Here is a 15,814-nt window from a genome sequence, read left to right as displayed (position 1 = left end):
GTGGCGGCGACATTCGCCGCAGCTGCGGACGAGCCGATCTGCTTTGTCACGGCGATGCAGCTTGGTGGTATCAACGTGACCACTCTCGTGCAGCGCTGTCAATCGATAACGTCTTGCTTCAGGCCGACAGAGGGCGCGCGAAGCGCCTCGATCGGAACACGAGAACTGCCGCGCAGAAGCAAATTGGCCTCTCTCCTTGCAAAATCGTGAAAGTGATGTATATTGAGCTCGTTCGATTAGCCGCTGTGCCTTGTTGAATGCGCCCGCGGGCTCCTTTTCCAGAGACATCGACGAAGTTGAAGACGACCGCGTGATTGTTGCGCGGTATGCGCTCGCGCGCTTTGGAGAAGAAGATGACGACAGGTACTGTGAAGTGGTTCAACGGCCAAAAGGGCTTCGGTTTCATTCAGCCGAGCGACGGCGGCAACGATGTGTTCGTTCACATCAGCGCTGTCGAACGTGCTGGTCTGGCGGGTCTCGCAGAGGGCCAAAAGGTCAATTTCGAGATCAAGACCGACAAGATGCGAGGCAAAGTCAGCGCCGAGAACCTCTCGCTGGCTTGATATCGTGGCACCGTTTCACGGATGTACTGAAACGGTCCCCCTGCCCGCTCGATCTTCGGATTGAGCGGGTTTTGTCCGTCGTGGAGGCGGTGAGCTGTGAACGCCAAGAAATCGGCAGAGCCATCACTCGAAGCCATCGCACGTTCTGATCGCAAGCGCCTGGCCGCTGAAGAGGGAGCGCAAGCATTGGCAGACGTCGAAAGGCAGGCCATCGAGGTTCGCAAGAACATGGCGCGGCTCCGCGAGGCGCGCGAGGCCAAGGAAGCGGCCGATGAAGCTGATCGAATAGCGTTGCCGGCGCCGACGCCCAGGAAGCGCTCCAAGAAACCGGCGCGGTAGTCTTCTTCAACGCTGCCCGAATTCAAAAAGGACCGATCACATGCCAAAGAGTGCAGGTCGTGCCTAGACTCAAGCCAGACCACGGAACCATCACCTTCTTTCTCGCGTCCGGCGCAAATCGGCAGATGTGCCGGCTTGCCACGACATTCAACACACAGAAGCAGGCCTTCAGCTATCTCCAGAAGCATCGAACGGAGTTCGAGCGCATTGCGCGGGCGCGCCTCGCTTCGGGGGAGCTCGAGGACGGAATTGTCGTGCTTTCGATGCTCTAGTCACACCGACTGAGCAATTTTGGCGATTTCAGTTGGCCGGTCAAACAGGCTCGCGAACGAATGTCGCTCTCAAGACCGGGCCGCGTTCATTCCGAACTTCGATGGCCAAGCCGTCGCTGCTCGCGAGCGGCTCGAGCTGCCTGGCGATGTCGGCAAGCGACAGCGCGGCCTCGATCTCCGCGGCCCGTTGACTGGTCAAATCCAGTCTTCGTCGACGACGAGCGCCTCGCCGTCCCAGATGTCAAAATAGAAATGCGGCACCTAAGGTGTCCTGTCGGGACGGTCGCGGCGCTCGGCCTCCCTCGCCAACCTTTCGGCTTTCAGACGTTCCCGATTTGCGTGGAAGGTCTGCTGCGCTTGCTCGTAGTCGCTCGGTGGTTTTTTCGCGATCGGCTTGAACAGATCGTGGGCCTCCTTGGCGGCCCGCGAGTTGGATTGCTGTTTCATGGTTCGTCCTCCTTCGTCTCGGGTGACGTGTCTGGCCTCAGCAGCCTCTCGCTGCTGACGTCATGACTTGGGCCTAGTCGTTGCGCTGGGCCGATCGATACGCAACCGGTTGAACTCCTCGGGTCCGTTGAGCAGATCCTGCTTGCGAGTACCCCGGACGTCTTCGGTCGTGGCCGGGTTGCCCATGCAATCGATCGTGTCGCCAGCCATCTCGCGCGCGCAGCTTCTGCCGACTACGACGGTCGCACGACGCAAGACCCAGCTCGACGAGGCGGCTTATCGCCTCGGACAAGGAAGGTCTGTCGTTCTGATGAGCTATCCACGCCTTGATCGCCTTCAGCACTGACGGTGAAGGCCGAAAGCTCACAGCTGGAGCAAGGGTAGAGCGTTTTCTCATTGGGCTCACCCGGTTTGCGCCACCGTATCAGCTCGCCCATCGGCAGAAGACCAACAGGCGATCTTCCGAACCGTTCCTACCGATAGCCATGGCCATTTTGGAATTGGCGCACGCTCAGAGCCGCATCATCGGAATCGGCCCTCAAAAGCACGCGAAAAGCCCTGTCTATGCCTGTGTCTTGGGATGAACAGGCGGCATTGGAGGCTTGTTCTCCGGGTTAGGGCTTCGAGGGCTTTTGATCCCAGGGGCGTTTTCCGTCCGCGTCGCGATCCCAAGGTCGCGTTGCCGGTGCGCTCTTATCGGCCTCGGCCGCTTTCGCGCGGTCAGCCTTGACCTGTTCGCGATCGGTCAGGGGCGGCTTTTGAGGGGAACCGACTTGAGCGAGGGCCGGACCTATGGTGACCAGCGCGACAATGAGGAATTTCATCATTACCGTGTCTAGCACTGATATCCGAACGCGTCCGATTTAGTTTGTCCCCTCTCCGTTATCAGGCTGGGGAGCTTGGCACTTCCTCCTGGCGGCTGATGCAACGGCGATATTCCTCCGCCTGTACCCGGATGCCGGCCGAAGGCCGCCTGTGCCACTCCCTGCCACAAGGAAGAAGGGGCGCGCCCGGCGAAATATCCGTAGCGCAATCGCACCATTCTCAGAACGTCATCCGCATCCCCGCATAAAACGCCCTTGGCCGCGCCGGGCTGAGCGAGCGCGGGTCGTTGAATTCTGCGCCGCCATTGGTGAAGTTGGGCAAGGCTTCGCGATCGAAGAACTGGCCGTAGGTCACGTAGCGCTTGTCCAAGACGTTGTCGACGCGGCCGTAGAGCTGGAAGTTCTTCGTCACCTGATAGGAGGTGTGGAGATTGAAGACCGTATAGGACGGCAGCTTCGAAAACTGATTGGACTCGTCGCCGACGAGATACTGGCTAGAGACGAACAGCGCGTTGCCGCCGACTTTCCAGACATCGGTCACAGCGTAGTCGATGCCGACCTTGACGCGATGACGTGGGATCGCAGGGATCTGGTTGCCGGGCAAGACCTGGATGGTCTCGGTGGCGGGATCGGCGAACGGGCTTTCCGAGCCGAGTTGCAGCGGATCGAGGAAGCGCGCGTCGACGAAGGCGTAGCTCGCCTGGAACTGAAGTGTGGGCGACTTGATGTTGACCTCGGCCTCAAGGCCTTGCCGGCGCGTCCGGCCGACGTTGGAGAAATAGCCGAAGCCGGTCCGTCCGACGACGGGTATCGCAAGGATGTCGTCATAATTGGTGGCGCGAAAGCCGCCGAGCTTCCATCCGAGCGTGCCGATGTTCAGCTCCTTGGTTCCGCGGAAGCCAGCCTCCACGGTCTTGGAGACGACCTGCTTCAGCGGCGGGTCGGAGACGAGAAACGCCGCGATGAGACAGGGACGGGCCGGATCGGAGCAGCCGAGCTCGAGCGGCGTCGGCACGCGGTTGGCCTCGGAGTAGCCGGCATAGGCAGTCAACTCCGGTGTGATCTTGTAAGTGCCGCCGATGATCGGATTGAAACGCATGAAGGTGTGATCGCCGTTGAGATCGGACCCGAGCTGATCTTCCAGCGAGATCCGCGCCGCGTTGAAGCGGCCGCCGCCCGTGATGGCGAAGGCGTCCGTGACGTTGAACGTATCCGTCGCGTAGAGGCCGTTATATTGATTGACGGTCCGCAGCGAGACGGGGCCGATGAAGCCGGTGTCGACCGAACCGCTTGGCCCCAGGAAGATGCCGCTGCCGTTGACGACGTAGTTCTCTCCCATCGAGCCGATCTCGGCGGTGGCGTTGTAGCGCGTGACGCTGGCGTCATAGGTTGCGCCCATCACGAAGCGGTTGTCATGGCCGAACAGTTGGTCGGTGTTGGTCGCCTGGCCCGACACGCCGAACGTGGTCGAACGTATGAAGCTTCGGTCGATTTCGCCCAGGATGGTCCCCGTCGGGAACGGATTGGCAAGCTGGGCACCATTGGTGCCATTGGCCGGCGTCGTATCGTCGCCGAAGCACAAGAGCCCGGCTATGGCGCATTCCTGCACGTCGGTCGGATTGCCATCGACGATCTTCTGCTCGAACCTGCGCACATGGGCGTTGCCTTCGAACGTCCAGGTCGGCGTCGCATCGACCTTGCCGGTCAGGTTGAGATAGGCGACGCGGTTGGAAGTGGTCTGCGGTGTGGTGTAGGTCGCACCCCAGTATTTATCGAGCAGTTCGGCAGGAACGGTGGCACTGGCCCCGAAATCGTTCTTGGCGACGCCCATATTGGCGTGGAATTCGCTGTCTCCGCCCTTGTAGCCGACATCGCCGTAGAAGCGCCGCACGTCGGATTGCGCGAAGTTACGGAAGCCGTTGTCGTGCAGGCCTTCGAGCGCGCCATAGACGGCGTAGTTCTTGTCGACCTGCTTGCCCCATTGCGCCGAGCCCTGGATGCGGCCGAACGAGCCGCCCATGACATCGATCTCCGCCCCCTGATAGTTGAAGCCGTCCTTCATTTGCAGGTTGAGGGCGCCGCCCAGCGCGTTGAGGCCGAAGGCTGGATTGTTGGTCACCAGCGTCACCGACCTGATCGCAGCGGTCGGGATCAGGTCCCAGTTGACCGCGTCCGAGAAGGCCTCGTTGATGCGGACGCCGTTCTGGTACACGGCGAGGCCTTGCGGCGTACCCACCACTGGCGAGGCGACGAAGCCGCGGAATTCGACATCCGGCAAGAACGGATTGCCCGTGACTTCACTGATGCTGACGCCGGGGATGTTGTCGCGCAGCGCATCGGTGATGTTCAGCGAGTTGGTGCGCTTGATCTGGGTGGCATCGACCGCGTTGATCGCCGAAGGGACCTTGTCGACATCGAGACCCCTGCCAGTGCCCGGCGAGGTCGGGTAGACGTAAAGGCGTGTCTTCGGAGCGGCGGATCCCGGCGCGCCTATGCGCGCGACCGGTCGCGATGGCGCCGCGCGCCGGGTCGCCGGCGGTGGCGCGGCGACCTCGACCGGCGGCAGGTTCTGGACGTTGGTCTCCTCGTCCGGCGCGGCTACCGCCGGGCTCGCAAAGACCAAGCCCGACACCAGCCCCGTCGACACCGAGGCCATCAACAAACGACGCTTGAACCGAAAAGCCTTGCCCATCCCCGCCCTCCCCATCCGCAACCACCGGCTGTTGTGATTTTCGCCGTTCGGTCGAGACGAGTGTATTCGGCCGCAATGCATGCGCCAGCCACAAAAGATCGGGCGATATCCGCACCCGTTTTCCCGACAAAATCGGGAATTTTTCCCGATGATCTCAGGTACGGTCAGGCCGCCGCCGTCGGAACCAGCGCCTCGACGGTCAAGCCGCCCTCGCCGGAGACGACATTGAGGGTGCCGCCCAGCGCCAGAATCCGCTCACGCATGCCGACGAGGCCGAAGCCGAGCTTCTGGCCCGGCTCCATGCCGCGGCCATTGTCGCTGACCCGCACCCGGGCGCAGAAGCGGCCGTCGCGCCCCTGCTGCCCCGCCGGCTCGATGACGACGTTGACCGAGGTCGCACCGGCGTGGCGGAATACGTTGGTGAGCGCCTCTTGGACGATGCGGTAGATGGTGAGGTCGGCGGTCTCGCCGGTCGCGCCCAGCGCGGGCGAGATCGAGGTCTCGATCGCGACCTCGGGATGCGACTCCCGCCACAGCCGCGACAGCGATTCCAGCGCCTGGCGCAGGCCAAGCTCGGCAAGACCGACAGGCCGCAGCCGCTCCAGCACGCGGCGGGTGAACTGCTGCAGCGCGTTGATCTGCTCCAGCAGGGCGCTGCCGTGCTTTCGGACGGCCTCCGCACTCGGCGCGCGTCCGTCTGCCAGCTTCGCCAGCGCGCTGGCGTGGGCGCGCAGCGAGAACAGATACGGCCCGAACTCGTCATGCAGCTCGCGCGCGATCTCCTTGCGCTCGACATCCTGGAGCGACACCGCGCGCTCGGCAAGACGCCGCTTGTCCTCGACCGCCTCGCCGAGCACTGCCGCGAGATGATTGAGCTTGCCGCAGATCGCGGCGAGCTCGGGCGCACCGCCCGGCGTGACCCGCGCGTCATAATGCCCGCCCTCGATCTTGGCCATCGTCTCGGACAGGGACTGGAGTGGCGCCAGCGCCCGGCCGACCACATTCATCATCACCAGGAACAGCACGACCGCGATGACCGAGCCGACCTCGAGCTGGGTCACGATGGCGTCCCAGATCTCGGCAATCTCGTCATCGGGATGCGCAGTGATCACGAGCGAGCCGGGCTTGCCATGGATCGAGACGGGCACGCTGACGGCGGTCTGCTCCGGATGAACCAGGCCGACGAACCAGGCCGGCGGCCGCGTGCCGTCATCGGCACCGGTTCGGGGCGGCGTCAGCGAACGGCCGCCGGCGTCACGCAGCGTGATGCTGACATGCCGCAGGCGGCTGAGATCGCGCGCGATCTGGTTCAGCTTTGCATCCGGGTCGGGCGCCTCGTTCAGGTCCGCCACAATCATCTCGATGAACTCGCGCGCAAGCCGGATTACGCTCTGGTCCTCGGCCTGCACGCGCGGCCCCGCCTCCGCGACCTGGCGGCCGATATTGACGGCGAGCCCCAGTGCCAGCAGCAGCGCCAGCAGAAGGTTGATGCGCCCGCGCAAGGATAGATTTTGCCACATTGGTATCGCTCGTGCCCCCGCGAAGGTTTTGCCCGCGCCTGCCCGATGACGTTGACAGAGGCGAAGCGGCGGATATCTAATCGGAAGCGTACAGCAATCCCGGCCGGGTTGCATGAGGCGGCACGAGACGCGCGCGTCTTGCCAGGTCGGCCTCATTCGGCACCAAACAGGCCGGCTCTGTCGCGAGGAACGCCTATGCGCATTCTGATCGTCGACGATCATCCCATCGTGGCTTCCGGCTGCCGTGCCGTGCTGGCCGACGAGGGCGAGATCGAGATTTTGGAGGCCGCCGACGCCGAGGACGGCGAGTGCGTCTTCATCGTCGAACGCCCCGACCTCTGCATCATCGACATCAACCTGCCGACCGTCTCCGGCTTCGAGCTCGCCCGCCGCATCCTCGAGCGCGCGCCCGAGGCCCGCATCATCATGTTCAGCATGAACGACGACCCCGCCTTCGCTGCGCGCGCCATCGAATGCGGCGCCAAGGGCTACGTCTCCAAGACCGGCGACCCCGACGACCTCGTCGAGGCGATCCGCGCCGTCGGCGGCGGGGGCACCTACCTGCCGAGCGCGATCGCGCGCAGCATCGCCTTTGCCGGACCTGCGCTGGCGCAAAGTCCGCTGTCGAAGCTGAACGCGCGCGAGATGGAGATCCTGCGGCTGCTCAGCGCCGGAAAGAGCCTGTCCGAGATCGCCTGGCTGGTCCAATCGTCCTACAAGACGGTGGCCAACACCTCCTCGATCATGCGCCAGAAGCTCGGGGTGAAGACCTCGGTCGAGCTGGTGCGGCTGGCGATCGACAGCGGCGTCGCCTGACGACGCCACAAATTTCGGTCACACAAGCGTTGCATGTTGGTGCGGTGAGATGCCACGGAGCTCTAAGGCATGACGATCCAGACTGTCTCGACGAATAAATCCCATGGCGGCGTGCAGGGCGTCTATCGCCATGCCAGCCATGCGACCGGAACCGATATGGTGTTCTCGGTCTATGTTCCGCCGCATGCGGACGGCGCCAAGCTGCCCGTGGTCTGGTACCTCTCCGGACTCACCTGCACGCATGCCAACGTCACCGAGAAGGGCGAATTCCGCAAGGCTTGCGCCGAGCTCGGCCTGATCTTCGTCGCGCCCGACACCTCGCCGCGCGGGCCCGACGTGCCGGGCGACGCCAACAACGCCTACGATTTCGGCCTGGGAGCCGGCTTCTATGTCGACGCCACGCAAGAGCCGTTTGCGCGCAACTATCGCATGTGGAGCTATGTCACCGACGAGCTGCCGAAGCTGGTCGCGGAGAACTTCCCGGTCGATGCCAAGCGGCAATCGGTGATGGGCCATTCCATGGGCGGCCACGGCGCGCTGACGGTCGCGCTGCGCAATCCGCACCGTTTTCGCGCGGCAAGCGCGTTCGCGCCGATCGTGGCACCCTCGCTCGTGCCCTGGGGCATCAAGGCGCTGACCGGCTATCTCGGACCGAACAAGGACGCCTGGCGCAGCCACGACACGGTGGCGCTGATCGAGGACGGCGCGAAATTCTCCGGCTTCCTGGTCGACGTCGGCGAGGCCGACAACTTCCTGAAGGAGCAGCTCAAGCCGGAGTTGCTTGAATCCGCCTGCACCAAGGCGAGCATCCCGCTGACGCTGCGGCGGCAGGCGGGCTATGACCACAGCTATTATTTCATCTCGACCTTCATGGGCGATCATCTGCATTGGCATGCAGAGAGACTGAAGGGGTGAGCTTTCTTCTCCCTCGCCCCGCTTGCGGGGAGAGGGTCGGGGTGAGGGGGACTCTCGACGCGGTCGGTCGCAGTCGGACTCGCGGAGACTCCCCCTCACCCGGAATTTGCTCCCGCAAATTCCGGCCTCTCCGCGCAAGCGGGGAGAGGCGAAGCCCTCATGGCCGCCCGTAATTCGGCGCGAGCAGGCGGTTGCGGATGAGGTAGCTCATCGTTCGCATCCAGGCTTCATCGGTGTTGCCGCGCATGTCGGCGCTGGCGACCGTGATCATGTTGCCGGTCTTCACGTCGCGCAAATAGATGTTCAGGTTGATGATCAGGTTCGAGACCTTCTGCACGAGGCCGGTGATCTCCAAATCGGCACCGAGCTGCCCGGCGAGCTTGAGGTCGCAGCCGCCGCAGGCCTGCAAGTTCGCGTGACGGGCGGCATCCCTGACCGGCGCGATATCGAGCACCTGGAACCGGCCTGAATCAGTCAGCTCCTTGCGGAGCTGCTCGCTGATGCGCGCCAGCCGCGCCTCCTCCGGCTTGGAGCCGTAGAACTCGCCCGGCAGGCTGGTGTCGATCAGCTCGAAATCGAACACCGCGAGTTTCGGCGGATCGGCGAACGCGACCGATCCAGTCAACAGCAAAGCGGCGAGACATATCAGCGCTCGCACGATCGTGATTCCCGTCCGCGTGCGCGCGAGGACGAAATGCGGGGTTGCATGCCCTGACAAATTGGTCATGCTTGAAACAGAGACAATTCTCCACCGGCGGTCAAGCCGGAGAGATCGTCCGGAGGAAACATGATCCGATGGTTGGTCGGCCTGATCGGCCTGGGTGTCGCGGCGACGAGTGCGCTTGCGGCCGACCCGGTCACGATCGGCGTCGGCTATCTCGGCGTCGCCGGCACCAGATCGACGCTGTCGCTGGTCGAGCAGCCCGCGGAGAATGACGGCATCGCCGGCGCCCGCCTCGCCATCGAGGACAACAACACCACCGGGAAATTTCTGGGCCAGCGTTTTGCGCTGGAGGAGCGCCGCATCAAGGAAGGTGAGGATCCGGTCCAGGCCGCAACCGCCCTCGCCGACAAGAACGGCTTCATCATCGCCGACCTGCCGGCCGATGCGCTGCTGAAAGTCTCGGACGCCCTGCGCGATCGCGGCACATTGCTGTTCAACGTCGGCGCAATCGACGAGCGCCTGCGCGAAGCCGACTGCCGCGCCAACGTCATCCATACCGCGCCGACGCGCGCGATGCTGGCGGACGCGCTCGGCCAGTATCTGGTATGGAAGAAGTGGTCGCGCTGGCTGCTCGTGGTCGGTTCGCATGACGAAGACAAGCTGTTCGCCGATGCGCTACGGCGTGCCGCGACGCGGTTCGGCGCAAAAATCGTGCAGGAGCGCACGTTCGAAGACAAAGGCGGCGCCCGCCGCACTGACTCGGGCGTGACGCTGATCCAGCGCCAGATGCCTGTCTTCACTCAACAGGCGCCGGCCTACGACGTGCTGGTCGCGGCCGACGAGAGCGAGGTGTTCGGCGCGTACCTGCCCTATCGCACCTGGGATCCGCGGCCCGTCGCGGGCTCGGCCGGCCTCGTGCCGCGCAGCTGGGACGCGGCACAGGACCAGTGGGGCGCAATCCAGATGCAGAACCGCTTCGTCAAGCTGAATTCGCGGCGGATGACGCCGCTCGACATGCAGGCCTGGACCGCGGTGCGCATGATCGGCGAGGCCACCTCGCGCACCAATTCGGGCGAGGTCAAGAAGGTCACCGATTTCATCAAGGCGCCCGATTTCTCGGTCGCCGCCTTCAAGGGGACGCGTCTCACCTTACGCGACTGGAATCTCCAGCTTCGCCAGCCGATCCTGCTGGTGGACGGCCGCATGGTGGTGTCGGTGTCGCCGCAGGAGGGATTCCTGCACCAGGTCTCCGAGCTCGATACGCTCGGCTACGATCGCCCGGAGAGCAAATGCAAATTGAAGTGAGCATTGTGAGATGAGTTCGAGCTGCCACCGCGACGACGCTGCGCCCCCTCCCCCGCTAGCGGGGGAGGGTTGGGGAGAGGGTTTCTCCACAAGCGAGAGCCCCCAAGATGAGAGAGCCCTCTCCCGCATCGCATCTATCGATGCGATGCGACCTCCCCCGCAAGCGGGGGAGGTAGAGACCGCCCGCGGACAGATGTCGTACATGCTAGGAGCAGCATTGCTGACGGCTCTGGCGCTCGTAGCCGCGCCCGCGCATGCGTTCATCGCCTATGTCTCGAACGAGAAGAGCAACACGGTTTCGGTGATCGACACTGACAGCTGGACCGTGACCAAGACCATCAAGGTCGGCCAGCGCCCGCGTGGCATCGATTTCACCCGCGACGGCAAGTTCGTGATGGTCGCGGTCGGCGACGACGACACCATCCAGGTGATCGACGCCAAGACGCAAGCCGTGGTGGACAGCCTGCCGTCCGGCCCCGACCCGGAATTGTTCGCCCAGGATGCCGCTGGCAAGATTCTCTATGTCGCCAACGAGAACGACAACACTGTGACCGTGATCGATCTGGAGAAACGCGCGCGGCTCGGCGACATCCAGGTCGGCGTCGAGCCCGAGGGCATGACCATCAGCCCCGACGGCAAGACGCTGATCAACACGTCCGAGACGACCAACATGGCGCATTTCATCGACACCGCCTCGCGCCAGATCGTCGCCAATGTGCTGGTAGATGCGCGCCCGCGCTTTGCCGAGTTCAAGCACGACTCTTCGGAAGTGTGGGTGTCCTCGGAGATCGGCGGGACCGTCTCGATCATCGATCCCAAAAAGCACGAGGTGATCGGCAAGGTCACGTTCGAGATCCCGGGCCTGCGGAAGGAGGCGATCCAGCCGGTCGGCATCGGCATGACCAAGGACGACAAGACCGCCTTCATCGCGCTCGGCCCCGCCAACCGCATCGCCGTGGTCGACGTCGCCACGCGCAAGGTGACGAAATATCTTCTGGTGGGACAGCGGGTCTGGCACGTGGCGTTCACGCCCGACGAAAAATACCTGCTCACCACCAACGGCGTGTCGAACGATGTCTCCGTTATCGACGTCGCCGCGCAAAAGGTGATCAAGACCATTCAGGTGGGCGAACTGCCCTGGGGCGTCGCGATCGCGCCATGACCAGCCCTGCGCCCATCGCCGAGCCACGCGAAACGCCGGTGCTGGAAGCGGCCGCGGTGCCGGCGCTGTCGATCGACGGTATCAGCCATTCGTACGGTCCGCGGCGGGCGCTGACCGACGTCTCCTTCAACGTGCGGCCTGCGAGCTTCATGGCGCTGCTCGGCCTCAATGGCGCCGGCAAAAGCACGCTGTTCTCACTCATCACGCGCCTGTTCGGCATCCAGACGGGACGCATCGGCATTTTCGGCCACGACATCGGCAAGAGCCCCGGCGAGGCGTTGCGGCTGCTCGGTGTCGTGTTCCAGCCGCGCACGCTCGATCTTGACCTCTCGCTGACGCAGAATTTGCTCTATCACGCTGCCCTGCACGGCATCAGCCGGCGCGAGGCCGCCACGCGCAGCGCCGAGCTGCTCGGCCGCATCGGGCTCGACGAGCGCGCTGGCAGCAAGGTGCGCGACCTCTCCGGCGGACAGATGCGGCGACTGGAGATCGCCCGCGCGCTGTTGCATCGACCGCAGCTGCTGTTGCTGGACGAGCCAACCGTCGGCCTGGACGTCAAGGCGCGCGCCGACATCATCAGCCATGTCCGCCAGCTCGTGACCGAGCAAGGCATCGGCGTGCTCTGGGCCACGCATCTGTTCGACGAGATCATGCCCGGTGACGACCTCGTGGTGCTGCATCAGGGCAAGGTGCTGGCGCATGGGCCGGTGAGCCGCGTCGTCGCGGAGGCCGGCGCGCAGGACGTCAACGCCGCCTTCATGCGCCTGACCGGCGCGCAAACCATGCCGGGAGGCGGCGCATGAGCAGCATTACCACGCGCGACGCCCCACGCGGCTTCTCGTTTGCCGAGTACATGACCTGCCTCACCGGCATAGTCTGGCGCGAAGGCCTGCGCTTCCTCCATCAGCGCGAGCGGTTCGTCTCGGCGCTGGTGCGGCCGCTGGTGTGGCTGTTCATCTTCGCCGCCGGCTTCCGCCAGGTGCTCGGCATCTCCATCATCCCGCCCTATGAGACCTATATCCTCTACGAGGTCTATATCGCGCCCGGTCTGATGGCGATGATCCAGCTCTTCAACGGTATGCAATCCTCGCTCTCGATGGTCTATGACCGCGAGATGGGCAATATGCGCACGCTGCTGGTGAGCCCGCTGCCACGCGGGTTCCTGCTGTTCTGCAAGCTGCTCGCGGGCACGGCGGTGTCGTTGCTCCAGGTCTATGCGTTCCTCTTGATCGCCTGGTTCTGGGACATCACCCCGCCGCCATCAGGCTATCTCACCGTGCTGCCGGCGCTGATCCTGTCCGGACTGATGCTGGGCTCGCTCGGCATGCTGATCTCCTCCGGCATCAAGCAGCTGGAAAACTTCGCCGGCGTGATGAATTTTGTCATTTTCCCGATGTTCTTCGCCTCCTCCGCGCTCTACCCGCTCTGGCGAGTGCAGGAGGGCAGCCCCTATCTATATTATCTGTGCGAGGCCAATCCGTTCACCCATGCGGTCGAGCTGATCCGCTTCGCGCTATATGGACAGATCAACTGGGTCTCGCTGGCGGTGGTCGCGATCTGCACAATCGTCTTCATGGTCGGTGCGATTTTCGCCTATGATCCGTCGCGCGGGCTGGCGCGACGCGGGCCCGCGGGAGGCGAAGGATGAAGGTTCTGGTCCTGGCTGCCATGGCAATCGCGCTGTCCGGCACGGCCGCACGCGCGGCCGATCCGCGCTATCCGGACTGGCCCTGCACCCAGGCCAAGGTGCCCGAGATTTCGCTCGCGGCCGTCTGGGCCGGACCGCCGCTCGACGACATCCAGAACAAGTGGAAGGACGACGCCAAGGTCAGCGCCCTGGTCGCCAAGCTGTCGGCACGCAAGACGTCGGTCGACGAGGCCGAGAAGTCGGTGAAGGAGTTTCTGGCCGCCTCCGCTTCCGACAAGACGGCGAATGCCAAATTGCTGTTTGCCGGCCTGTTCGACACCCTCAACGCCCAGCGCTCCCAAGTCATGAGCGGGCTCGAACGCGTCAGCCGCAAGCAGCGCGAGGCCGCCGACAAGATCCGCGAGGAGACGCTGGCGCTTCAGGCGCTCCAGGGAGCGACGCCACGCGATGAGGCCAAGGTCGAGGCGATCAGCAACGAGCTGATCTGGAAGACCCGCATTTTCGAGGATCGTCACAAAGTGGTGCGATTCGTCTGCGAGGTTCCGACCACGATCGACCAGCGCCTGTTCGCGCTCGGACGCGTGATCCAGCAGGAAATGGAATAGCGTCAGCCTCGCTGACGGCTCACGAAAGTTCCCGCAATATCAGCACGATCGTTAACCTTCGCCGCTCTATCCGGCGGAACCAAATCGCTCCGGGATGTCTTGTCGAAGTCAATCCAGGACATCCAGCACACATCGGGAGGCCTCGATGGGAACAACGAAATTCACCTTCGCGGGCGCTGCGGTCATCACCATGCTCGCATCCAGCGCCTTTGCCGACGACATGACCGGTATGATCACGCGGATCGACCGGCTCAACGGCACGATCTCGATTCAGCAGACGCAGAAGGGCACGGTCGGCGCCAGCGCAGGCGGCGCCGGCGCGCTCCAGGAGTACAAGGCCAAGGACGCCGCGATGCTGGACGCCGTGCATGCCGGCGACAGGGTGAGCTATTCTGCCACCGAGACGAACGGCACGGGGACGCTGACGAAGTTGCAGAAGCAGAAACCGTAGCACAGGTCTTTGCCTCCGCTTGCGGGGAAAGGTCGGATTGCATCTTCGATGCAATCCGACCGAGGAAGGAGTCGCTGCGCGTCCGTCCGCCAACGCAATGCACAGCTCCGACCGAATCGTCATTGCAAGCGAAGCCCTGTCCCCGCTCGTTATTGCTCCGGGCGCGGCTCCGGCTGCGCCTCCTCGGTCGGAAGCTTCGCGCGCTCCCAGCCGTCGGTTCCGTCTGGATACCAGGCAATGTTGGAATAGCCGTACGCCAGCGCACGCTTGGCGGCGTTCCACGACATCCAGCAATCAGCCAGGCAATAGATCACAAGCAGTGCGGCCTTGTCGTCGCCCGACGCGCGCGCGAGACCGCGTTGGAGATAATCGTCCATGACGGGCGGCAGCGCACCGTAGCCGGTGTCGGGCAGCCAGATGCTGCCTGGAATGTTCCTGCGCGGCGCATCGCGCCAGACGGTGCCTTCCGGGAGGTTCTTCGGCTTCGGCGGCCGCGGCATCACGTCGACGAAAGCGCCGCTCTTCGCACGCCAGATCGCCTCGGCCTCCGCCGTCGTCAGCACGCGCGCGCCGGCGAGCGTTGCCGGCACCGGCGCGCGGTAATTGTCAGTGCGATATCCCTCGGGCTCGAACGGCTCTTGCTGCTGCGCCGATGCCTGCACTGCCAGAACAGCGGCAAGCAGCGCAACGGCGAGATGCCGCCTCATGGCGTCTTCTTGACCGTCTCCGCAACGAGCGGCCGGTCGCTCTCGTCGAGCAGCGGGACGCCGAAGTCGAGCAGGATCTTGTTGATCTCGCCCTGGTTCTCCTGGATCAGCTTGTTGAGCTGCCGCTTCCAGTTCTGATCGGCGGGACGTACGCCCATGCCGATGCGATACACCAGCTTCGGCCCGGTGGTTTCCTTCACCAGAGGTGTGACGTGGAGCGAGGAGCCGGCCTTCTTCGCAAAATAGCCGGCCATCGGGCCCCACAGCACGCCGGCATCGATCTTGCCGGCGGTGAGATCATCGATCATGGCCTGCGCCGAACTGTCGAAGCGCGTGTCGATCATCAGCGGATAGGGTTTTGCGTCACCCATCAGGCCCGCAAGCGCCATATTGGTCGCCGGCGGCGTGCCGGCGACGATGCCGACATGCTTGCCCTTCAACTTCGGATCCTCGAGCGTATCGACATTCTCAAGTCCGCTGCCGGCCTTGGCGACCAGCGCATAGGTCGTGCGGTAGTAGGGATTGGTACCCTGCACGAGGTCGTCGCCTTGCGGGAAGCCCATGATGACGTCGCAGCGATGCGCGCCCAGCGTCATGCGCACGAAGCCGGTGGCCTGCGGGAAGAAGACGTAGTCGAGCTTCTTCTGGAGCTTGTCGGCAAGAAACTCGGCGAGCTTGTTCTCGAACCCCTCGCCCTTCTCGTTGGAGAACGGCAGATTGCGGGGATCCGCGCAGACGCGCAGCACCTTCGGGTCGACAAGTTCGAAGGAGAGGTCGCCGGTCTCGTTCGTCTGCGCGATGGCAGCATCGCCGAATGCGCAGGACGCAACCAGGACCCACAGTGAAAACAACCAGCGACGATGTCGTCCGGCCTCCATCATCGC

The 15,814-nt window shown here is 64.0% G+C and carries 19 protein-coding genes; 11 read left to right on the top strand and 8 right to left on the bottom strand.

The window, feature by feature from the left end; translation table 11 throughout:
- The first annotated feature begins 353 nt into the window (after nt 1-353).
- The 3 genes from NLM27_RS05120 to NLM27_RS05110 all read left to right on the top strand — a co-directional run bounded on the left by NLM27_RS05120 (nt 354) and on the right by NLM27_RS05110 (nt 1,174).
- Nucleotides 354-563 (top strand): cold-shock protein, encoded by a 210-nt coding sequence (locus NLM27_RS05120; protein WP_100234873.1) that lies wholly within the window; start codon nt 354-356, stop codon nt 561-563.
- A gap of 96 nt (nt 564-659) precedes the next feature.
- Nucleotides 660-902 carry a transcriptional regulator gene (locus NLM27_RS05115; RefSeq protein WP_254142309.1) on the top strand — a complete coding sequence of 81 codons (243 nt, stop codon included), beginning with the start codon at nt 660-662 and terminating at the stop codon, nt 900-902.
- A gap of 50 nt (nt 903-952) precedes the next feature.
- On the top strand, nt 953-1,174 hold the full coding sequence (locus NLM27_RS05110; RefSeq protein WP_254142308.1) for a hypothetical protein: 222 nt from the start codon (nt 953-955) through the stop codon (nt 1,172-1,174).
- A 40-nt stretch (nt 1,175-1,214) separates the two neighbouring features.
- Here the strand turns inward: NLM27_RS05110 and NLM27_RS05105 are convergent, their stop codons facing one another.
- The 5 genes from NLM27_RS05105 to NLM27_RS05085 form a co-directional block, all read right to left on the bottom strand.
- Nucleotides 1,215-1,373, bottom strand: a complete 159-nt coding sequence (locus tag NLM27_RS05105) for a DUF6894 family protein (RefSeq protein ID WP_254142307.1) — start codon at nt 1,371-1,373, stop codon at nt 1,215-1,217.
- A gap of 62 nt (nt 1,374-1,435) precedes the next feature.
- Nucleotides 1,436-1,621, bottom strand: a complete 186-nt coding sequence (locus tag NLM27_RS05100) for a hypothetical protein (protein ID WP_254142306.1) — start codon at nt 1,619-1,621, stop codon at nt 1,436-1,438.
- Nucleotides 1,622-2,235: 614 nt separating this feature from the next.
- Nucleotides 2,236-2,448, bottom strand: coding sequence for a hypothetical protein (locus NLM27_RS05095; protein ID WP_254142305.1), 213 nt, complete (start codon nt 2,446-2,448; stop codon nt 2,236-2,238).
- A 217-nt stretch (nt 2,449-2,665) separates the two neighbouring features.
- Nucleotides 2,666-5,137 carry a TonB-dependent receptor gene (locus tag NLM27_RS05090; RefSeq protein WP_254142304.1) on the bottom strand — a complete coding sequence of 824 codons (2,472 nt, stop codon included), beginning with the start codon at nt 5,135-5,137 and terminating at the stop codon, nt 2,666-2,668.
- A 164-nt stretch (nt 5,138-5,301) separates the two neighbouring features.
- Nucleotides 5,302-6,657 (bottom strand): histidine kinase, encoded by a 1,356-nt coding sequence (locus tag NLM27_RS05085; RefSeq protein ID WP_254142303.1) that lies wholly within the window; start codon nt 6,655-6,657, stop codon nt 5,302-5,304.
- Between the two features lie 195 nt (nt 6,658-6,852).
- Here NLM27_RS05085 and NLM27_RS05080 point away from each other — a divergent pair, with 195 nt between their 5' ends.
- Nucleotides 6,853-7,473, top strand: coding sequence for a response regulator transcription factor (locus tag NLM27_RS05080; protein WP_157326983.1), 621 nt, complete (start codon nt 6,853-6,855; stop codon nt 7,471-7,473).
- A 69-nt stretch (nt 7,474-7,542) separates the two neighbouring features.
- Nucleotides 7,543-8,388, top strand: coding sequence for an S-formylglutathione hydrolase (gene fghA, locus NLM27_RS05075; RefSeq protein WP_254142302.1), 846 nt, complete (start codon nt 7,543-7,545; stop codon nt 8,386-8,388).
- A 157-nt stretch (nt 8,389-8,545) separates the two neighbouring features.
- On the opposite strand, the gene NLM27_RS05070 is transcribed toward fghA, so the two are convergent.
- Nucleotides 8,546-9,115 (bottom strand): DUF3280 domain-containing protein, encoded by a 570-nt coding sequence (locus NLM27_RS05070; protein WP_254142301.1) that lies wholly within the window; start codon nt 9,113-9,115, stop codon nt 8,546-8,548.
- 60 nt (nt 9,116-9,175) lie between these two features.
- Here NLM27_RS05070 and NLM27_RS05065 point away from each other — a divergent pair, with 60 nt between their 5' ends.
- The 6 genes from NLM27_RS05065 to NLM27_RS05040 all read left to right on the top strand — a co-directional run bounded on the left by NLM27_RS05065 (nt 9,176) and on the right by NLM27_RS05040 (nt 14,223).
- A complete protein-coding gene (locus NLM27_RS05065) occupies nt 9,176-10,357 on the top strand; it encodes an ABC transporter substrate-binding protein (RefSeq protein WP_254142300.1) in 1,182 nt (393 codons plus the stop codon).
- 193 nt (nt 10,358-10,550) lie between these two features.
- A complete protein-coding gene (locus NLM27_RS05060; protein ID WP_254142299.1) occupies nt 10,551-11,519 on the top strand; it encodes a YVTN family beta-propeller repeat protein in 969 nt (322 codons plus the stop codon).
- On the top strand, nt 11,516-12,322 hold the full coding sequence (locus NLM27_RS05055; RefSeq protein ID WP_254142298.1) for an ABC transporter ATP-binding protein: 807 nt from the start codon (nt 11,516-11,518) through the stop codon (nt 12,320-12,322). The genes NLM27_RS05060 and NLM27_RS05055 overlap by 4 nt, the downstream gene beginning before the upstream one ends.
- Nucleotides 12,319-13,167, top strand: coding sequence for an ABC transporter permease (locus tag NLM27_RS05050; protein WP_254142297.1), 849 nt, complete (start codon nt 12,319-12,321; stop codon nt 13,165-13,167). The genes NLM27_RS05055 and NLM27_RS05050 overlap by 4 nt, the downstream gene beginning before the upstream one ends.
- Entirely contained in the window at nt 13,164-13,772 is a 609-nt protein-coding gene (locus tag NLM27_RS05045; RefSeq protein ID WP_254142296.1) for a hypothetical protein, read from the top strand. The genes NLM27_RS05050 and NLM27_RS05045 overlap by 4 nt, the downstream gene beginning before the upstream one ends.
- A 145-nt stretch (nt 13,773-13,917) precedes the next feature.
- Entirely contained in the window at nt 13,918-14,223 is a 306-nt protein-coding gene (locus NLM27_RS05040) for a copper-binding protein (protein WP_254142295.1), read from the top strand.
- 149 nt (nt 14,224-14,372) lie between these two features.
- On the opposite strand, the gene NLM27_RS05035 is transcribed toward NLM27_RS05040, so the two are convergent.
- Entirely contained in the window at nt 14,373-14,930 is a 558-nt protein-coding gene (locus NLM27_RS05035) for a PQQ-dependent catabolism-associated CXXCW motif protein (protein WP_254142294.1), read from the bottom strand.
- Complete coding sequence (locus tag NLM27_RS05030; RefSeq protein ID WP_254142293.1) at nt 14,927-15,811, bottom strand: substrate-binding domain-containing protein; 885 nt, start codon at nt 15,809-15,811, stop codon at nt 14,927-14,929. The genes NLM27_RS05035 and NLM27_RS05030 overlap by 4 nt, the downstream gene beginning before the upstream one ends.
- Nucleotides 15,812-15,814: the final 3 nt, after the last annotated feature.

The sequence above is a fragment of the Bradyrhizobium sp. CCGB12 genome, assembly GCF_024199845.1.
Lineage (GTDB): Bacteria > Pseudomonadota > Alphaproteobacteria > Rhizobiales > Xanthobacteraceae > Bradyrhizobium.
This window is presented reverse-complemented; position numbering and strand designations above follow the sequence as displayed.